Consider the following 15690-nt stretch of genomic DNA (forward strand, 5'->3'; position numbering starts at 1 on the left):
ACCATTCTCAGGCCAGTTGAGAATGGTTGTCAATTCCTTCCGGGATGCCGAACAGCAGGGGTACGCCGGTCACGCGGGGGAGGTCGATGCGGTTGCACCGCTCGGCGAGCCCCGGATCGCCCGGCCAGGAGCCGATGATCAGTCCGTCGGGCTCGTGCCCGCGGGCGCGCAGCGCGCCCACGGTCAGCTCGGTGTGGTTGAGCGTGCCCAGGCCGGCCGCGGTGACGACGACGAACGAGGTGGGTACGCCCTCGGCGAGCAGGGCGTCGGCCAGGTCGAGGAGCGTGCCGCCGCCGGTGTCCAGGCGCACCAGCAGACCACCCGCGCCCTCGACGAGGACGAGGTCGTTCTCGCTGGTCAGGGTCGAGATCGTCGGAGCGTACGCAGCGACCGGCGGGATCTCCACCCCGGCCCGCCGGGCAGCGGTGTCGGGTGCGAGCGGCTCCTCCAGACTGGTGAGCTCGTGGACCTCGATCCCGGTGAGCCGGTGGATCTCGGCCGCGTCGCAGTCGCCGTCGGCGGTCCCGGTCTGCACCGGCTTCACGACCGCGACCTTCTCGCCGTTCGTACGCGCCCGGGCGGCCAGCGTCGCCGTCGCGACGGTCTTGCCGACGCCCGTGTTGGTGCCGGTGACGATCACCACCCGCCCGGTCGACCCGGTCACCGGACCTCACCCACGATCGTGTCGATGGCCTTGGTCGCCCGCTCCCAGGCTTCGTCGGTGACACCCGCTCCGGCGGTGATCCGCAGCCGGGAGATCCCGTCGGGGACCGACGGCGGGCGGAAGCAGCCGACGCGTACGCCCTCGCTGAGCAGGTCCGCCTGCGCGGAGACCGCCGCCTCGGGCGACGGCATCGGCACCGACAGCACCGCGCCGGCGGGGGCAGGGACGTCAAGGGTCCGAGCCAGCTCCGTGACGCGAGCGCGGATGGTGCCGGCGAGCTCCGGGCGAGCGCGCGCGACCCGCGCTGCGGCCATGGCCGCGGCGGCGGAGGCGGGGGCCAGACCGGTGTCGAAGATGAACGGGCGGGCGGTGTTGACCAGGTGGTCGAGGACCGCTCGCGGCCCCAGGACGGCGCCGCCCTGGCTGCCCAGGCTCTTGGAGAGCGTCGCGGTGACGAGCACATCGGGCCGCCCGGCGAGCCCGTGGCGGTGGACGAGCCCGGGCCCGTGCACGCCGACGCCGTGGGCCTCGTCGACGACGAGCAGCGCGCCGTGCTCCGCGCAGACCTCGGCCAGCTCCGTCAGCGGCGCCTCGTCACCGAGGACGGAGTAGACGGACTCGGCCAGCACGAGGCTGCGGACTCCGGGTCGTGCCGCGAGTGCGACCCGGACCGCCGCCACGTCGTTGTGCGGCACGACCGTCAGCTGTGCCCGGGAGAGCCGTACGGCGTCGATCAACGAGGCGTGGATGTGCGCGTCCGAGACCACGTGTGCGGTCCGGTCGGCCAGCGCGCCGACGACCGAGAGGTTGGCGTGGTAGCCGGTCGAGAACGTCAACGCGCCCGGCTGCCCCATCCAGTCGGCGAGCTCGGCCTCCAGCTCGCCGTGCAGGGTCAAGGTGCCCGTGACCAGCCGAGACGCACCCGCGCCACCGCCCCAGAGCATGGCCGCCTCGGCCGCGGCGCGGCGTACGTCCGGGTGGCCGGACAGGCCCAGGTAGTCGTTGCCGGCCAGGTCGACGACGCTGTCGTTGGGCCCGCGCGGCCGCAGCCGACGGGTCAGCCCAGCTTCTTCCCGTGCCGCGGCTGCCTCGTCAAGCCAGTTCTGCCAACCCATCTCAAGCCACCTCCGCGGCTGCGGCGACGGCCCGGCAGATGCGGACGAGGTCGTCCTGGTCGGTGATGTAGGGAGGCATCGTGTAGATCAGGTCGCGGAACGGCCGGATCCAGACGCCTTCGCGCAGCGCGGCGTCGGTGGCCTTGGCGACATCGACCGGATGGTCGAGCTGGACCACGCCGACGGCGCCGAGGACGCGGACCTGGCTGACGCCGGGCGCGGCGGTCAGAGGGGAGAGGCCCGTCGAGAGCGCGGCGGAGACCCGGCGTACGTCCTGCTCCCAGCCGCGGGCGGCCAGCAGGTCGAGCGAGGCCAGCGCCACCGCGCAGGCGAGCGGGTTGCCCATGAAGGTCGGCCCGTGCATGAGCACGCCCGACTCGCTCCGGGAGATCGCGTGCGCGACCTCGGTGGTGGTCAGCACCGCGGCCAGGGTCATGTAGCCGCCGGTGAGCGCCTTGCCGAGGCAGAGGATGTCGGGGGTGACCAGCGAGGACACGAAGAGGTCGCCGGTGCGGCCGAGCCCGGTGGCGATCTCGTCGAAGATCAGCACCAGTCCGTGCTCGTCGGCGATCTCGCGGAGCACGACCAGGCACTGGTCGTCGTAGACCCACATCCCGCCCGCGCCCTGGAGCCGCGGCTCGAGGATGATCCCGGCGAGCTCGTCGGTGTGCTCGGCCGCCAGGCGGCGTACGCCCTGGGCCCACGCCTCCACGTCACCGCCCGGCGCCGGCGGGCGCTCGGCGAAGACCTGGGGCGCGAGCATCTCGCTGAACATCGAATGCATCCCGCCGACCGGGTCGCACGTGCTCATGCACCCGAAGGTGTCGCCGTGGTAGCCGCCGCGCACGGTCAGCAGCCGCGTACGCTCCGGCCGCCCGCGGCCGCGCTGGCTCTGCAGCGCCATCTTGATCGCCACCTCGACGCTCACCGACCCGGAGTCGGCGAGGAAGACGTGCTGCAGGGGGTCCGGGGTGATCGAGACGAGTCGCTCGGCGAGGTCGATCGCCGGAGCGTGGGTCAGGCCGCCGAACATCACGTGCGCCATCCGGCCGGCCTGCTCGGTGAGCGCGGCGTCCAGCTCGGGCACCCGGTACCCGTGGACCGCCGACCACCACGACGACATCGCGTCGACGACCTCGAGGCGCTCGCCGCCTTCGTCGAGGTGGAGGCGTACGCCCTCGGCGCCGGTGACGAGCCGCACCGGCGCCGGGTCGGTCATCGAGGTGTAGGGGTGCCAGATGTGCTCGCGGTCGAAGGCGAGCAGATCGTGGGCCCGGTCGACGCCCCGGTCAACGCCCAGATCAACGCCCAGATCAACGCCCAGATCAAGCATTGGCAGCGACATCGGTCCCCGCTCCGCGACGCCGGATCACCGGGCCGTCCTGCTCGTCATGACCACCGCAGGCCCCGCCAGAGGCAGAGCCGCAGCCGTCGCCGCAGCTGCTGCCACAACCGCTCGCGACGCGACCGGCGGCCTTGGCGCGGTGCTCCTCGATGAGCTCGTCGAACCCGCTCTGGTCCATGCCGAGGATGATGAACCCGTTGTCGCGCAGCATCTCCAGGTCGGCCAGAGCGTCCTGCCCCTCGGAGGTCAGGTAGTCGCCGAGGAAGAGCGAGTTGGCGACCTGCAGCGCGGTGGCCTGCAGCGAGCGTAGGTGCATCTCGCGCCCGCCCGCGATCCGGATCTCCTTGTCCGGGCAGACGAAGCGCGCCATCGCCAGGATCTTCACGCAGCGGGTGGGGGAGAGCTCCCAGGTGTTCTCGTACGGCGTCCCGTCGAACGGCATCAGGAAGTTCACCGGGATCGAGTCGGCGTCGAGCTCCTTGAGCGCGAAGAGCGCCTCGACGAGCTGCTCGTCGGTCTCGCCCAGGCCCGCGATGAGGCCCGAGCACGGCGAGAGGCCGGCGTCCTTGGCCTTGCCGATGGTGTCGACGCGGTCCTCGTAGGTGTGGGTCTGGACGATGTTGTCGTGGTTGGACTCGGCGGTGTTGATGTTGTGGTTGTACGCATCCACCCCGGCGGCCTTGAGCCGCTCGGCCTGGCCGCCCTTGAGCAGTCCGAGACAGGCGCAGATCTCGACCCCCTCGTGCGCGTCCTTCAGAGCGGAGGTCATCTCGACGACCTTGTCGATGTCACGCTCGGAGGGTCCGCGGCCCGAGGAGACCATGCAGACGCGGGTGGCGCCACCACGAAGCCCGGCGCCGGCCTGCTCGAGAGTCTCGTCCTTGGAGAGCCAGGAGTACTTCAGGACCGGCGCCCGCGAGCCGAGCGCCTGGCTGCAGTAGTTGCAGTTCTCCGGGCAGAGGCCGGACTTGAGGTTGACCAGGTAGTTCACCTTGACGGTGTTGCCGAAGTGCTCGCGCCGCAGTCGCCCCGCCGCGGCGACGACACTCATCAGCTCCGCATCGGGCGTACGCAGCACGGCCACCGCGTCCTCCGTGGTGGCGGCCCCGCCGGACAGGATCCGGTCGGCTAGCTGGTCGAAGGCTGTCGTCATGCGGGAGTCTCCTCGGGATGGCTACCTGAACAACGTTCAGTTGAACGGTGTTCAGGTTAGGTTCTGTCGGGCCGCACCGCAACGTCGCCGTCCATCTGACCGGCATAGGATCGGCTGGTGCACACCGAGACGATCCCCGGACTGGTCCTGATCGAGCACGAGATCGAGGTGCCGCTGGACCATCGCGGCGGCGGGCCGGAGACGCTGACCGTCTTCGCCCGTGAGGTGCGTCGTCCGGGTGATCGCGACGACCGCGACGCTCTGCTCTTCCTCCAGGGCGGCCCCGGCGGGGAGAGCCCGCGCCCGATCGACCTCCCGATGGTGCCGGGGTGGCTGGAGCGGGCGCTGGAGGACTATCGGCTGATCCTCCTCGACCAGCGAGGGACCGGGCGGTCGACACCGCTCACCGCGATGACCGGGATGAGCCCGCAGGAGCAGGCCGACTATCTGGCCCATTTCCGCGCCGACTCGATCGTCGAGGACGCCGAGCTCCTCCGCTCGTCCCTGGGGATCGAGCGCTGGTCGCTCCTGGGCCAGTCCTTCGGCGGCTTCTGCTCGCTGCGCTACCTCTCGGCCCATCCCGAGTCGCTGCGCGAGGTGATGTTCACCGGGGGAGTGCCGCCGGTCGGGCTGCCCGTCGACGAGATCTACGCCGCGACCTTCGCCCGCACCATCGAGCTCACCGAGCGCCACTACGCCCGCTTCCCCGGGGACCGGGACCGGATGCGCGCGCTGGTCGAGCGCTGCGACGCCGGCGAGATCCGGCTCCCGCACGGCGGTCTGCTCTCCGCCCGCCAGGCACGCTCCATCGGCAGCCGGCTCGGCATGACCGGCGGCTCCGAGCAGATCCACTACCTCCTCGAGCGCGACCCGGCCGGACTCGGCTTCGGTCACGAGGTCGCGTCGCTGCTGCCGTTCAGCGGCCACTCGCCGCTCTACGTACTCGTCCACGAGGCCTGCTACGCCGATGCCCAGGCGACCCGCTGGGCCTCCGCGCGCGTCCAGCCCGCGGCGTACGAGGACCCGACCCTCTTCACCGCCGAGCACCTCTTCCCCTGGCACCTCACCGAGGACCCGCTGCTGGCTCCCTTCGCGGAGACGGCGGACCTGCTGGCCGAGCGCGAGTGGCCGAGCCTCTACGACCCGTCGGTGCTGGCGTCGGTCGACGTCCCGTGCGCCGCGGCGGTCTACTACGACGACCCCTACGTCCTGCGTGAGCACTCCCTCGCCACCGCCGAGCTGGTCCCCACCCTCCGCCCGTGGGTCACCAACGCCCACCTCCACAACGGTGTCCAGGTCGCCCCCGAGGAGGTCCTGGACCGCCTCATCGGGATGGTCCGCGGGCGCGTCTGACGACGGTTCGTCAACGAAGGGTCAACATCCGCGGCAGCGCGCGGCGGTACCGGGCATCATGAGCGCATGAGCCTGCCCGTGACCGCTTTTCGTACCGCCTCCTTCGTGGTCACCATGATGCTCGTCGGGCTCGCCTACCCGGTGCTCGCCGGGTTGGCCTACGTCGGTCTCCTGGTCGCATCCGCGACCGGCGACCAGGGGATGGGCGGACCGCTCGCGGGGCCGGTGCTCGTCCTGCTCGGCGCTGCCGTCGGGGCGCTCTGCGTGGCCATCGCCGCGCCAGCGGCGCTCGCTGCGCGTGTCGTAGGTGGCCTCAAAGGAGTCCTCGCCGGCTCCGCGACCCTCGTGTTCCTCACGGCCGGAGCCACCTGGCTGGCCTGGCTCCTCTTCGATCTGTCCGGGAGCCCGGCCGTGACCGCCGCGCTCCTGGTCGTCGCCGCGACCCCCGCGGTGCTCGTCCTCGCGCTCTCCGATGCCGTAGCCGGGTTCGTCGCCGGCCTGCGCCTTCAGCCTCGGCCTCTTGCCGCCGAAGCCTGAGCGGACCTGCCAGACTCTGGTTCCTGTGAGCATCGAGGTAGTGGCGTACGACCCGTCCTGGCAGGACCGGTTCGAGAAGGTTGCGGCGGCGCTGAGCGGCGCGCTGGCCGACGGCCCGGCGGCGAGCGTCGAGCACGTCGGCTCGACCTCGGTCCCGGGCCTGGCGGCCAAGTCCATCCTCGACATCGACGTGATCGTCGCCCCGGAGGACGTCCCCGCTGCGGTCGCAGCGCTCGTACGCATCGGCTACCACCACCGCGGCGATCTCGGCGTCGCCGGCCGGGAGGCGTTCCTCGCCCCCGACGAGGATCCGAGACGCCACGTCTACGTCTGCGCCGCCGGGACGCTCAACGTACGCAACCATCTCGCCGTCCGCGACGTCCTGCGCCGCCGCGACGATCTTCGCGACGAGTACGCAGCCGTGAAGCTGGCGCTGGCCGCCGACCCGCACATGGACATCGACACCTACATCGCCCGCAAGTCCGACGTCCTGCAGAAGATCCTCGCCGCCTCCGACCTGACCGACGCCGAGCGCCGCCAGATCCTCTCCCTCAACGACCCGAGCCGCTGATGCCCGTGACCGCCGAGACGATCGCGACCCACCTGCTGCCAACCCATGTCGGCGTGGTGATGGATGGCAACCGCCGCTGGGCGAAGAAGGCAGGATTCGCGAACCCGGGCGCCGGGCACGATGTCGGCGCCGACCATGTCGAGGACCTGCTGGGCTGGTGCACCCGGTGGCGGATCGACCACCTCACCTCCTACGTCCTCTCCGCCGACAACATCCGGAAGCGCCCGAAGTCGCAGGTCGACCACCTGTTCGGCATCCTCGCCGGCAAGCTCCCGCAGACAGTCGTACGCAGCGACCGCTGGGCCCTCCACGTCTCCGGTGATCTCTCCCTGCTGCCCGACGACGCCGCCGAGGCATTGCGCGCGGCCGAGCATGAGACCGCCGACCGCCCAGCCCACCTGACCATGGCGATCGGCTACGACCCGCACGGCGACATCGTCGAAGCCATCCGCCGCGCGATCGCCGCGGGCGTCACGGAGATCGACGAGCAGGCCATCACGGCAGCGCTGCCCGGCGGGCCGGTCAAGGAGATCGACCTCGTCATCCGCACCAGCGGCGAGCAGCGCCTCTCCGGCTTCTTCCCCTGGCAGACCTCGAACGCCGAGATCGTCGTCAGCGAGAAGCTCTGGCCCGACTTCACCGAGGACGACTTCGCCGAAGCCCTCGAGCGCTACGCAGAGCGCCGAACCGCAGAATGACGTGGCCCATGCCGCGCGCGATCATCTTCGACCTCGACGACACGCTGGTGGACCAGGCGGGTGCGGCTCGGCGCGCGGTGGTCGGGTGGGCGGCCGAGCATGGGATCACCGGGGTCGGCGTCGCGGACCGGTGGGAGACGGTCTCGGATGTGCATTACCGCCGCTACCAGAGCCGGGAGATCGGCTTCCAGGAGCAGCGGCGCGCCCGGGCACGGGAGTTCCTCGGAATGGATGTCACCGATGACGACGCCGATGTGCTGTTCGCCGGCTATCTGAAGCGGTACGAAGCGCAGTGGGTCGCCTTCGACGACGCCGTTCCGACGCTGCGCAGGGTGCGCGAGGCAGGGCTCGGCGTCGTCGTCCTGACCAACGGCGACGACGCCCACCAGCGCCTCAAGCTCGGCCTGACGGGTCTGGCCACGGAGATCGACCTGCTTGTCTCCACTTCGACCCTGCCGACGAGCAAGCCCGACCCGCGGGCCTATCTGCTCACCTGCGAGCGTGCCGGCGTCGCCCCGGCGGAAGCGCTGATGGTCGGCAACAGCCTGTCCCACGACGTTCTCGGTCCCATCGAGGCGGGTCTCGACGCCACCCTCCTCGACCGCCACGACGCCCACCCCGAGGCAGCCGTACGTCGCATCAGCACGCTCCGCGACCTGAGCTGGTGAAGGCGACTGTGTGCGCTCAGAGGCGAAGGGCATGCGCCGCCATCCGGTAGGCGACGGCTGCCGCCTCGGGGTCGTGCAGGGACTCGTCGGCCAGGGCGAGCTCGGCGTGGGCACGGACGCTGTCGGCAGGGTCGGCGGCGAGCAGGTCGGCGCACAGGCCGGCGACCACGCTGCCGGAGTCGTGGTCGTCGAGCTCGTCGAGGACGTTCCCGAGGTCGAGCAGCATCGCCGCCTCCTCGAAGACCTCGCGCAGGGTCTCCTCGTCGACCTCGACGCCGGGTCGTGCCGCCGCGACCGAGGCCAGCTCGAGGATCGGGGTGAGCCGGGGATCGAGGTCGGGCATCGTCATGGTGCCCAGCATGAGCCTCTCAAGCGCCGGCAGGCAACGGGTTAGTCGACGTCGTCGAGGTCGAGACCCATCGGCGACTGGTTCGGGATCTCGCCGGAGGCGACGACGGCCTTGGCCAGCGGCCGTAGCAGCGCGATGAGCTCGTCGACCTCGCCCGGCTCCAGGTTCGCGTACGCCGTGGCAGCAAGCGCATCGGTCGTCGACTCGATCCCGGCCTTGGTCTCCCGGCCGGCATCGGTGAGGGACTGGCCGTCGTCGGTGACGAGTCCGCGGGACTGCAGTCCCGAGACGAGGGAGTCCCACTCGGTCTCGTGGATGTTGCGGGAGGTGGCGTAGACCGACGGGGAGGTGCCGTTGGCAAGGGCATGGAAGACGTGCGACTCGCGGCCCCCGATCCCCGCCGAGAGAAGGGTGGCGACGTGGCCGTCGCCGCGGTGTTCCCGCAGCAGCGTCGCCGAATCCCACAGGAGGGTCAGCGGGTCCTCGGAGACGGGGAGCGAGCGCAGCGCGGCGTACAGGGCCCGTCCCTCCGGTGGGGCGCCGAGAGCGGCTCGCGAGGCGAGCGAGGCGACCCGGGTCAGGTCGTCGGAATCGGCGAGCGGGCCGAGGTGACGGCGGAGCGCGGCGACGGCGCCGGTGCGGCGGGCCTCGTGCGCGGCCTCGGGCGGAGCGTACGTCCAAGCGTCGGGAAGCGCCCGGGAGACGTGTGAGAAGGCGAAGTTGTAGAAGACGGCATGGACGACCTCGGCCGGAACAGTGCCCAGCGGAGCAGACCGAGCAGCGAAGTAGCCCATCCAGTAGCCGCGGTAACCGGCCTCCTTGAGCAGGGCGATCGGTTCGGGTGAGAAGTAACCCACCGCATGGACCGGCTCGAGCAGCTTCCACAGACGACGCGCGTTCGGCTCCATGCCCAGCGACGCTATCGGCAGATGCCAGACTGGCCGAGCGATTTGGCCGGCGAATCAGCCCGGCGAATTGGCCCCGCGGGCGGCGTACATAACAAGATGACACCACGGATAGGATTTCCCTGTCGCTGTAGACATCCCCCTCAACACCAGGCCCGGCAGCCGGCCGGGCTCACCTCGAGCAGAGAGCATTCATCGTGGCAAAGCCGCCAGCATCGACCCTTGACCTCGTCGTCTCCCTCGCCAAGCGGCGCGGATTCGTCTTCCCCAGCGGCGAGATCTACGGCGGCACCCGGAGTGCCTGGGACTACGGCCCCCTCGGTGTCGAGCTCAAGGAGAACATCAAGCGCCAGTGGTGGAAGGCGATGGTCCAGCAGCGCGACGACGTCGTCGGCCTCGACTCGAGCATCATCCTGCCGCGCCAGACCTGGGTCGCCTCCGGCCACGTCGAGACCTTCAACGACCCGCTGGTCGAGTGCCAGTCGTGCCACAAGCGCTACCGCTTCGACCACCTCCAGGAGGAGTACGCGGAGAAGAAGGGCATCGAGGACCCCGACACCGTCGTCATCAACGAGGTCGTCGCCTGCCCGAACTGCGGCACCCGTGGCGCCTGGACCGAGCCGCGTGAGTTCTCCGGCATGCTCAAGACCCACCTCGGTGTCCTCGAGGACGAGTCGGGCCTCCACTACCTGCGTCCCGAGACCGCGCAGGGCATCTTCGTGAACTTCGCCAACGTGGTCACCTCGACCCGTCAGAAGCCCCCGTTCGGCATCGCCCAGACCGGCAAGAGCTTCCGCAACGAGATCACGCCGGGCAACTTCATCTTCCGCACCCGCGAGTTCGAGCAGATGGAGATGGAGTTCTTCGTCAAGCCGGGCGAGGACGAGGAGTGGCACCAGTACTGGATCGACGAGCGCACCCGGTGGTACACCGACCTCGGCATCAACCCCGACAACCTGCGCCACTACGAGCACGCCAAGGAGAAGCTGAGCCACTACTCCAAGCGCACCGTCGACATCGAGTACCGCTTCAACTTCCCCGGTAGCGAGTGGGGCGAGCTCGAGGGCATCGCCAACCGCACCGACTTCGACCTCGGCACCCACATGAAGCACTCCGGCCAGGACCTGCAGTACTTCGACCAGGCCAACAACGAGCGTTACCTGCCCTACGTCATCGAGCCCGCGGCCGGTCTGACCCGCGCCCTGATGACCTTCCTCGTCGACGCGTACGCCGAGGAGGAGGCCCCCAACGCCAAGGGCGGTGTCGACAAGCGGGTCGTGCTCCGTCTCGACCACCGGGTCGCGCCGGTCAAGATCGCCGTGCTCCCGCTCAGCCGCAACGAGGCGCTCTCGCCGAAGGCGAAGGCGCTCTCGGCCGAGCTGCGCGCCAACTGGGCCGTCGACTTCGACGACTCCCAGTCGATCGGCAAGCGCTACCGCCGCCAGGACGAGATCGGCACGCCGTACTGCGTCACCGTCGACTTCGACACCCTCGAGGACAACGCGGTCACGATCCGCGAGCGCGACACCATGAAGCAGGAGCGGATCCCGCTCGAGGGCGTGAGCCGCTACTTCGCCGAGCGTCTGATCGGCGCCTGAGCGACACCGTTACCGCGTCGTAAACCTTGCAGGGGGCGTCCTGCTGCGCGATCTCGAGAAGCGTGCGGCAGGATGTCCTCATGCAACGAGCGGGGTCCGTACTCGCCGCATCCGTCACGGGTGCGGTCATGGCCATGTCAGTGATGGGGTGCAGCGGCACCGCGCCGAGGACGAACGCGCCCAAGCCGTCCGAGAGCGCATCGGCCTCGGCCTCCGCATCGCCCTCGGCGTCGGCCTCGCCCTCCGCCGGGGCGCTCACCGAGCCCGGTGCCGACCGTGAGCTGGGTGAGACCGCGACCGTCGAGTGGGCGCCCAAGGAGGGTGTCGACGGCAAGCTCTCGATCACCGTCACCAAGCTCGAGTCGACCTCCTACAAGCAGACCTTCTCCGGGTGGAAGCTCGACGAGGCGACGCTGGCCCGCGCTCCCTACTTCGTACGCGCCACCGTCAAGAACGGCGGCAAGACCGACCTCGGTGGCTATGACGTACCGCTGTGGGGCCTCGACGACGATGGCAACCTGGTCGAGGCGGCCGCGTTCAAGGAGCCGTTCAAGCCCTGCGACGGCAAGACGTTCCCCAAGCCGTTCGCGCCCGGCGCCAGCGTCAACGCCTGCCTGGTCATGCTCGTCCCCGACCAGGGCAAGCTCGTCGGCGTGAGCTTCCGGCCCTACGAGGAGTTCGACCCGATCACCTGGGAGAGCGAGCCGACGCCGTACGTGGCGCCGAAGCCTTCCGGATCGCCTTCCGCCTCGCCGTCTTCTTGACGCCGAACGCTTGATTTCGTACGGCACGCCGCTGGCCGGACAATGGAGAGCATGTCCCTCCCTGGCCCTCTGAAGTTCGGCAGCCTGACCGTCGACACCCCTGTGGTGCTCGCGCCGATGGCCGGTGTCACCAACGCCGCCTTCCGGCGGCTGTGCGCTGAGCAGGGCGCCGGCCTCTACGTCTGCGAGATGATCACCTCCCGCGGCCTGGTGGAGGGCGACCAGCACACCAAGGACATGCTCGTCTTCGACGAGGCCGAGACCGTACGCAGCGTGCAGCTCTACGGCACCGACCCGGTCTACGTCGGCAAGGCGACCGAGATCCTCTGCGCCGACTACGGGGTGGCGCACGTCGACCTCAACTTCGGCTGCCCGGTGCCCAAGGTGACGCGCAAGGGTGGCGGGGGAGCCCTGCCTTACAAGCGTGGTCTGCTCGGCGAGATCCTGGAGCATGCCGTACGCGCGGCGGAGCCCTACGGCGTACCGGTGACGATGAAGACCCGCAAGGGCATCGACGACGCACACCTGACCTACATGGACGCCGGCCGGATCGCCCAGGAGAGCGGCGCCGCCGCGATCGCGCTGCACGGGCGTACGGTCGCCCAGGCGTACTCCGGCACCGCCGACTGGGACGCGATCGCCGAGCTCAAGGCCTCGGTCGACATCCCGGTGCTCGGCAACGGCGACATCTGGGAGGCGGCCGACGCGATCCGGATGGTCGAGGAGACTTGTGTGGACGGTGTCGTCATCGGCCGCGGCTGCCTCGGACGTCCCTGGCTCTTTCGCGACCTGGCGGCCGCTTTCGCCGGTGAGACGGTCAACGTCCTGCCGAATCTCGGCGAAGTGACCGACATCATGCGGCGCCACGCCGAGCTGCTCTGCGAGCACATGGGCGAGGAGCGCGGCTGCAAGGAGATCCGCAAGCACATCGCGTGGTATCTCAAGGGCTTCGGAGCCGGTGGTGAGCTGCGCCGGACCCTCGGTCTGGTGAACAGCCTCCAGGACCTCGACGAGATGCTCGCCAAGCTCGACCGGAACGAGCCTTTCCCCTCGTCACAGCTGGGTGCGCCGCGTGGGCGGCAGGGTGCGCCGCGGGACAAGGTGGTCCTTCCGGAGGGGTGGCTCGACGACGCCGACGGACGCGGCTGCGGGTTCGCCGAGAACGTGTCGGAGACCTCCGGCGGCTGAGGCTCCAGGGGCCGTTCGGATGGGTCTTGAGGGGCGTTTTCAGCCTTCGGAATCAGTCGCTCGACAGGTACAAAAGTACGCAAAAACTCGGTAAGGGAATTGGAATACCCCCTGTCGTGTGTGTTGTACTCAATGCCGTGCCGAGCCCCCACCAGCACAACCCTCGACGGGTTTCATCCGTTGAAACCGTGGGAAAAACTCGGGCACAGACCATGTAGTCGAGCAAAGGATTGCGTGTGGCAGGCAGCCACAGAGGCGACACTCGGGCCGTCCGTAAGACCAAATCCATAGTTGTCAGCGCAGGCGTCGCGGTTCTCGCGACAGGCGCCGCAGTCGGCGCCGGATCCGCATTCGCGGAGCCAACCTCTTCCCTGATCGCCAAGAACGCAGGCGCATCCCTCTCCTCGTCCAAGGCCGAGGTGCCGAGCACTCGTGACGACGCGCGCGTCGCCGGCGACCGTCGCGAGACCGTCGTCAGCCGTGACGGAGGCGACCGCGAGTCGGTCTCCTCGGTCGAGACCCTGACCAAGGGCCCCGAGCAGGTCGAGACCGGCACCGCCAAAGCGGTCAAGCGCTGGACCGAGGAGACGCTCAACCTCTGGTCCGCCTACGGCAAGCACGCCACCCAGTCCGGTGAGATCGAGGCTGGCGAGCTGGTCTACGCGACCGGTCGCACCGAGTCCGGCCGCGACGAGATCCTCGTCGACGGCGAGGTCGCCTGGGTGACCACCGGTCACCTCGTCGACGAGAAGCCCGAGGCCACCGGCGTCGCAGCCGGCGTCAGCACCGCCGCGTGCGGTGACCCCTCGGTCGAGAGCGGTCTGGTCTCCGACGCTGTCACGGTCTACCGCGCGGTCTGCAATGCCTTCCCCGAGGTCGAGTCCATGACCGTCGGCGGCTGGGACGGTCACGGTGAGCACTCCTCGGGCAAGGCGCTCGACTTCATGACCTCCGACAAGGCGCTCGGCGACTCGATCGCCGCCTACCTGCAGCAGCACGCAGCGGAGCTCAACCTCTACGACATCATCTGGTACCAGCGGATCTGGACGCCGGTGCGTGCCTCGGAGGGCTGGCGCTACATGGAGGACCGCGGGTCCACCACCGCCAACCACTACGACCACGTGCACGTCTCCACGAACTGACGCGACAACTGACGCGACTGGCCTCGAAGACAGGTCGGCCCGGGCTCTCGAAGCCCGGGCCGACCTGCGTTTTCGGTCCGTCGGAAGATCAACAACTTCGCAAAAGTCTCCGGGCCACCGTGGGATACCCCCGCAGGTGTGTGCTTGACTCAGGCGCTGTGCCCGGGCTCACGACCCAGCTTCAGCGGAAGTGGCGAAGGGTGTTCTCGGGCGATACCCCCACGTTGTCGAGCGAAGGATTGCGCAGTGGCCACCAGCCACAGAGGCGATTATCGAGCTGTCCGTAGAACCAAGAATGCCGTGGCGACCGCAGGGATCGTGACGTTCGCGACCAGCGGTGCGATGGCCGCCGGGGCGGCCGCGGCGAACCCCGGCGTCGTGATCTCCGAGGTGGAGGAGAAGTCCGGACTCCGGCTGCCATCACTGGCCGATCGGCGCATCGAGGCCGAGGCCAAGGCGAAGGCGAAGATCCCGGCGCTGCCGACGACCCGGGAGGACACCCGGATGTCGAACGATCGCCGCGAGGTCACCGGCCGGGAGACGACGGTCAGCCGCAGTGGCGAGCGTGGGGGAGAGGCGGCGACCAACGCCCTGAGCGAGGTCGCCACGATCGAGTCGCTGATCGAGCGGCCGACGTCGGTCAGCGGCGGTGCCCAGAAGGCGGTGCTGCGCTACGTACAGGACGACGTCACCGTCTACGCCTCCTACGGAAAGCGCGCCAAGGAGCTCGGCGAGCTGAAGCTCGGGCGCGCGGTCTACTACACCGGCCGCGACGAGGGTGGCCGCCAGGAGATCGTCCTGGAGGGCAACCCGGTGTGGATCCCCGAGGGCAACCTCGGCAAGACCAAGCCCGAACCCCCGCCCGAGCCCACTCCCACGCCGACCCCCTCCCCGACGCCGTCCGAGGACGCTCCGGCAGGACTCGACTTCTCGGCCTGCGGTGACTCCTCGGTCGAGGACGGCCTGGTCGCCGACGCGGTCGACCTCTACCGCGCCGTCTGCAACGCGTTCCCCGCGGTCGCTTCCGGCACCACGTACGGCTACGACCCGCACGGCGAGCACATCGACGGCAAGGCGCTCGACTTCATGACCGACGACAAGGAGCTCGGCGACGCCATCGCCGCCTTCGTCCAGGAGCATGCCGCGGCGCTGAACATCTACGACGTCATCTGGTACCAGCGCATCTGGACCCCGGTCCGAGCCGACGAGGGCTGGCGCCCGATGGAGGACCGCGGCGACCCCACGGCCAACCACTACGACCACGTACACGTAGCCGTCAACTAGATCGCCGAGTCGGCGCGTCTTGGCGCGCCGACTCGGCGGGATTTCTGGTCAGGACGAGCCGACTCGGCGGGGGTTGTCGCTCAGAGGACCGCGCCCCGTGGCGCTACCTCCACCGTGGCGACCCCGCGCGCGTACAACAGCAGCAACCGATCGCCGTGCCTGCAGCGGATGACGCCGGTGTCGCTCGACAGCACGGCGGCGACGTGGTCGATCGCCTCGGCCTGGCTCTTCGTCCCCGCCTCGTCGTAGATGACGTCCATGCTGTCACCGCTGACGAGCCGGACGCGAAGGACGACGCCGGCCATGGTCACAGGCCGATCTCTCGCGACGTCGACATGATGTCCGCCTCTCGACCG

17 protein-coding genes are annotated in these 15690 nt (G+C 69.9%); 10 read left to right on the forward strand and 7 right to left on the reverse strand.

Annotated elements, in window-relative coordinates; translation table 11 throughout:
- Positions 1–7: 7 nt before the first annotated feature.
- The 4 genes from bioD to bioB are packed head-to-tail and all read right to left on the reverse strand — an operon-like array spanning position 8 to position 4277.
- Positions 8–664 carry a dethiobiotin synthase gene (gene bioD, locus ACFX43_RS11705; RefSeq protein ID WP_378820874.1) on the reverse strand — a complete coding sequence of 219 codons (657 nt, stop codon included), beginning with the start codon at positions 662–664 and terminating at the stop codon, positions 8–10.
- Positions 661–1779, reverse strand: coding sequence for an 8-amino-7-oxononanoate synthase (locus ACFX43_RS11710; protein ID WP_378820876.1), 1119 nt, complete (start codon positions 1777–1779; stop codon positions 661–663). The genes bioD and ACFX43_RS11710 overlap by 4 nt, the downstream gene beginning before the upstream one ends.
- 1 nt (position 1780) lies before the next feature.
- Complete coding sequence (gene bioA / locus ACFX43_RS11715) at positions 1781–3124, reverse strand: adenosylmethionine--8-amino-7-oxononanoate transaminase (RefSeq protein ID WP_378820879.1); 1344 nt, start codon at positions 3122–3124, stop codon at positions 1781–1783.
- Positions 3105–4277: a biotin synthase BioB gene (bioB, locus tag ACFX43_RS11720; protein WP_378820881.1), complete on the reverse strand. Its 1173-nt coding sequence runs from the start codon at positions 4275–4277 to the stop codon at positions 3105–3107. The genes bioA and bioB overlap by 20 nt, the downstream gene beginning before the upstream one ends.
- A gap of 117 nt (positions 4278–4394) precedes the next feature.
- On the opposite strand from bioB, the gene ACFX43_RS11725 reads away from it, so the two are divergent.
- From ACFX43_RS11725 to ACFX43_RS11745, 5 genes are all read left to right on the forward strand, one after another.
- On the forward strand, positions 4395–5630 hold the full coding sequence (locus tag ACFX43_RS11725; RefSeq protein ID WP_378820884.1) for an alpha/beta fold hydrolase: 1236 nt from the start codon (positions 4395–4397) through the stop codon (positions 5628–5630).
- A 66-nt stretch (positions 5631–5696) separates the two neighbouring features.
- Positions 5697–6167: a hypothetical protein gene (locus tag ACFX43_RS11730; RefSeq protein WP_378820887.1), complete on the forward strand. Its 471-nt coding sequence runs from the start codon at positions 5697–5699 to the stop codon at positions 6165–6167.
- A gap of 25 nt (positions 6168–6192) precedes the next feature.
- The gene (locus ACFX43_RS11735; RefSeq protein WP_378820890.1) at positions 6193–6738 is read left to right on the forward strand and encodes a GrpB family protein; all 546 of its coding nucleotides are present in this window, start codon (positions 6193–6195) and stop codon (positions 6736–6738) included.
- Positions 6738–7436 (forward strand): polyprenyl diphosphate synthase, encoded by a 699-nt coding sequence (uppS, locus tag ACFX43_RS11740; protein WP_378820893.1) that lies wholly within the window; start codon positions 6738–6740, stop codon positions 7434–7436. Before ACFX43_RS11735 ends, uppS begins: the two co-directional genes overlap by 1 nt.
- A gap of 8 nt (positions 7437–7444) precedes the next feature.
- On the forward strand, positions 7445–8104 hold the full coding sequence (locus tag ACFX43_RS11745) for an HAD family hydrolase (RefSeq protein WP_378820896.1): 660 nt from the start codon (positions 7445–7447) through the stop codon (positions 8102–8104).
- Positions 8105–8120: 16 nt separating this feature from the next.
- On the opposite strand, the gene ACFX43_RS11750 is transcribed toward ACFX43_RS11745, so the two are convergent.
- Both ACFX43_RS11750 and ACFX43_RS11755 read right to left on the reverse strand, forming a co-directional pair.
- Complete coding sequence (locus ACFX43_RS11750) at positions 8121–8453, reverse strand: hypothetical protein (protein ID WP_378820899.1); 333 nt, start codon at positions 8451–8453, stop codon at positions 8121–8123.
- Positions 8454–8494: 41 nt separating this feature from the next.
- Complete coding sequence (locus ACFX43_RS11755) at positions 8495–9361, reverse strand: hypothetical protein (protein WP_378820901.1); 867 nt, start codon at positions 9359–9361, stop codon at positions 8495–8497.
- Between the two features lie 194 nt (positions 9362–9555).
- On the opposite strand from ACFX43_RS11755, the gene ACFX43_RS11760 reads away from it, so the two are divergent.
- The 5 genes from ACFX43_RS11760 (at position 9556) to ACFX43_RS11780 (ending at position 15334) form a co-directional block, all read left to right on the forward strand.
- Positions 9556–10956, forward strand: a complete 1401-nt coding sequence (locus tag ACFX43_RS11760) for a glycine--tRNA ligase (protein WP_378820904.1) — start codon at positions 9556–9558, stop codon at positions 10954–10956.
- A gap of 80 nt (positions 10957–11036) precedes the next feature.
- On the forward strand, positions 11037–11720 hold the full coding sequence (locus ACFX43_RS11765) for a hypothetical protein (protein ID WP_378820906.1): 684 nt from the start codon (positions 11037–11039) through the stop codon (positions 11718–11720).
- Between the two features lie 51 nt (positions 11721–11771).
- Positions 11772–12908, forward strand: coding sequence for a tRNA dihydrouridine synthase DusB (dusB, locus tag ACFX43_RS11770; RefSeq protein WP_378820908.1), 1137 nt, complete (start codon positions 11772–11774; stop codon positions 12906–12908).
- Between the two features lie 419 nt (positions 12909–13327).
- The gene (locus ACFX43_RS11775) at positions 13328–14050 is read left to right on the forward strand and encodes a mucin-2 protein (protein ID WP_378820910.1); all 723 of its coding nucleotides are present in this window, start codon (positions 13328–13330) and stop codon (positions 14048–14050) included.
- Between the two features lie 300 nt (positions 14051–14350).
- Complete coding sequence (locus ACFX43_RS11780; protein WP_378820913.1) at positions 14351–15334, forward strand: mucin-2 protein; 984 nt, start codon at positions 14351–14353, stop codon at positions 15332–15334.
- An 80-nt stretch (positions 15335–15414) separates the two neighbouring features.
- Here ACFX43_RS11780 and ACFX43_RS11785 read toward each other — a convergent pair whose 3' ends face one another.
- Positions 15415–15639: a hypothetical protein gene (locus ACFX43_RS11785; RefSeq protein ID WP_378840853.1), complete on the reverse strand. Its 225-nt coding sequence runs from the start codon at positions 15637–15639 to the stop codon at positions 15415–15417.
- Positions 15640–15690: the final 51 nt, after the last annotated feature.

Source organism: Nocardioides sp. YIM B13467 (genome assembly GCF_042788075.1).
Classification (GTDB): domain Bacteria; phylum Actinomycetota; class Actinomycetes; order Propionibacteriales; family Nocardioidaceae; genus Nocardioides.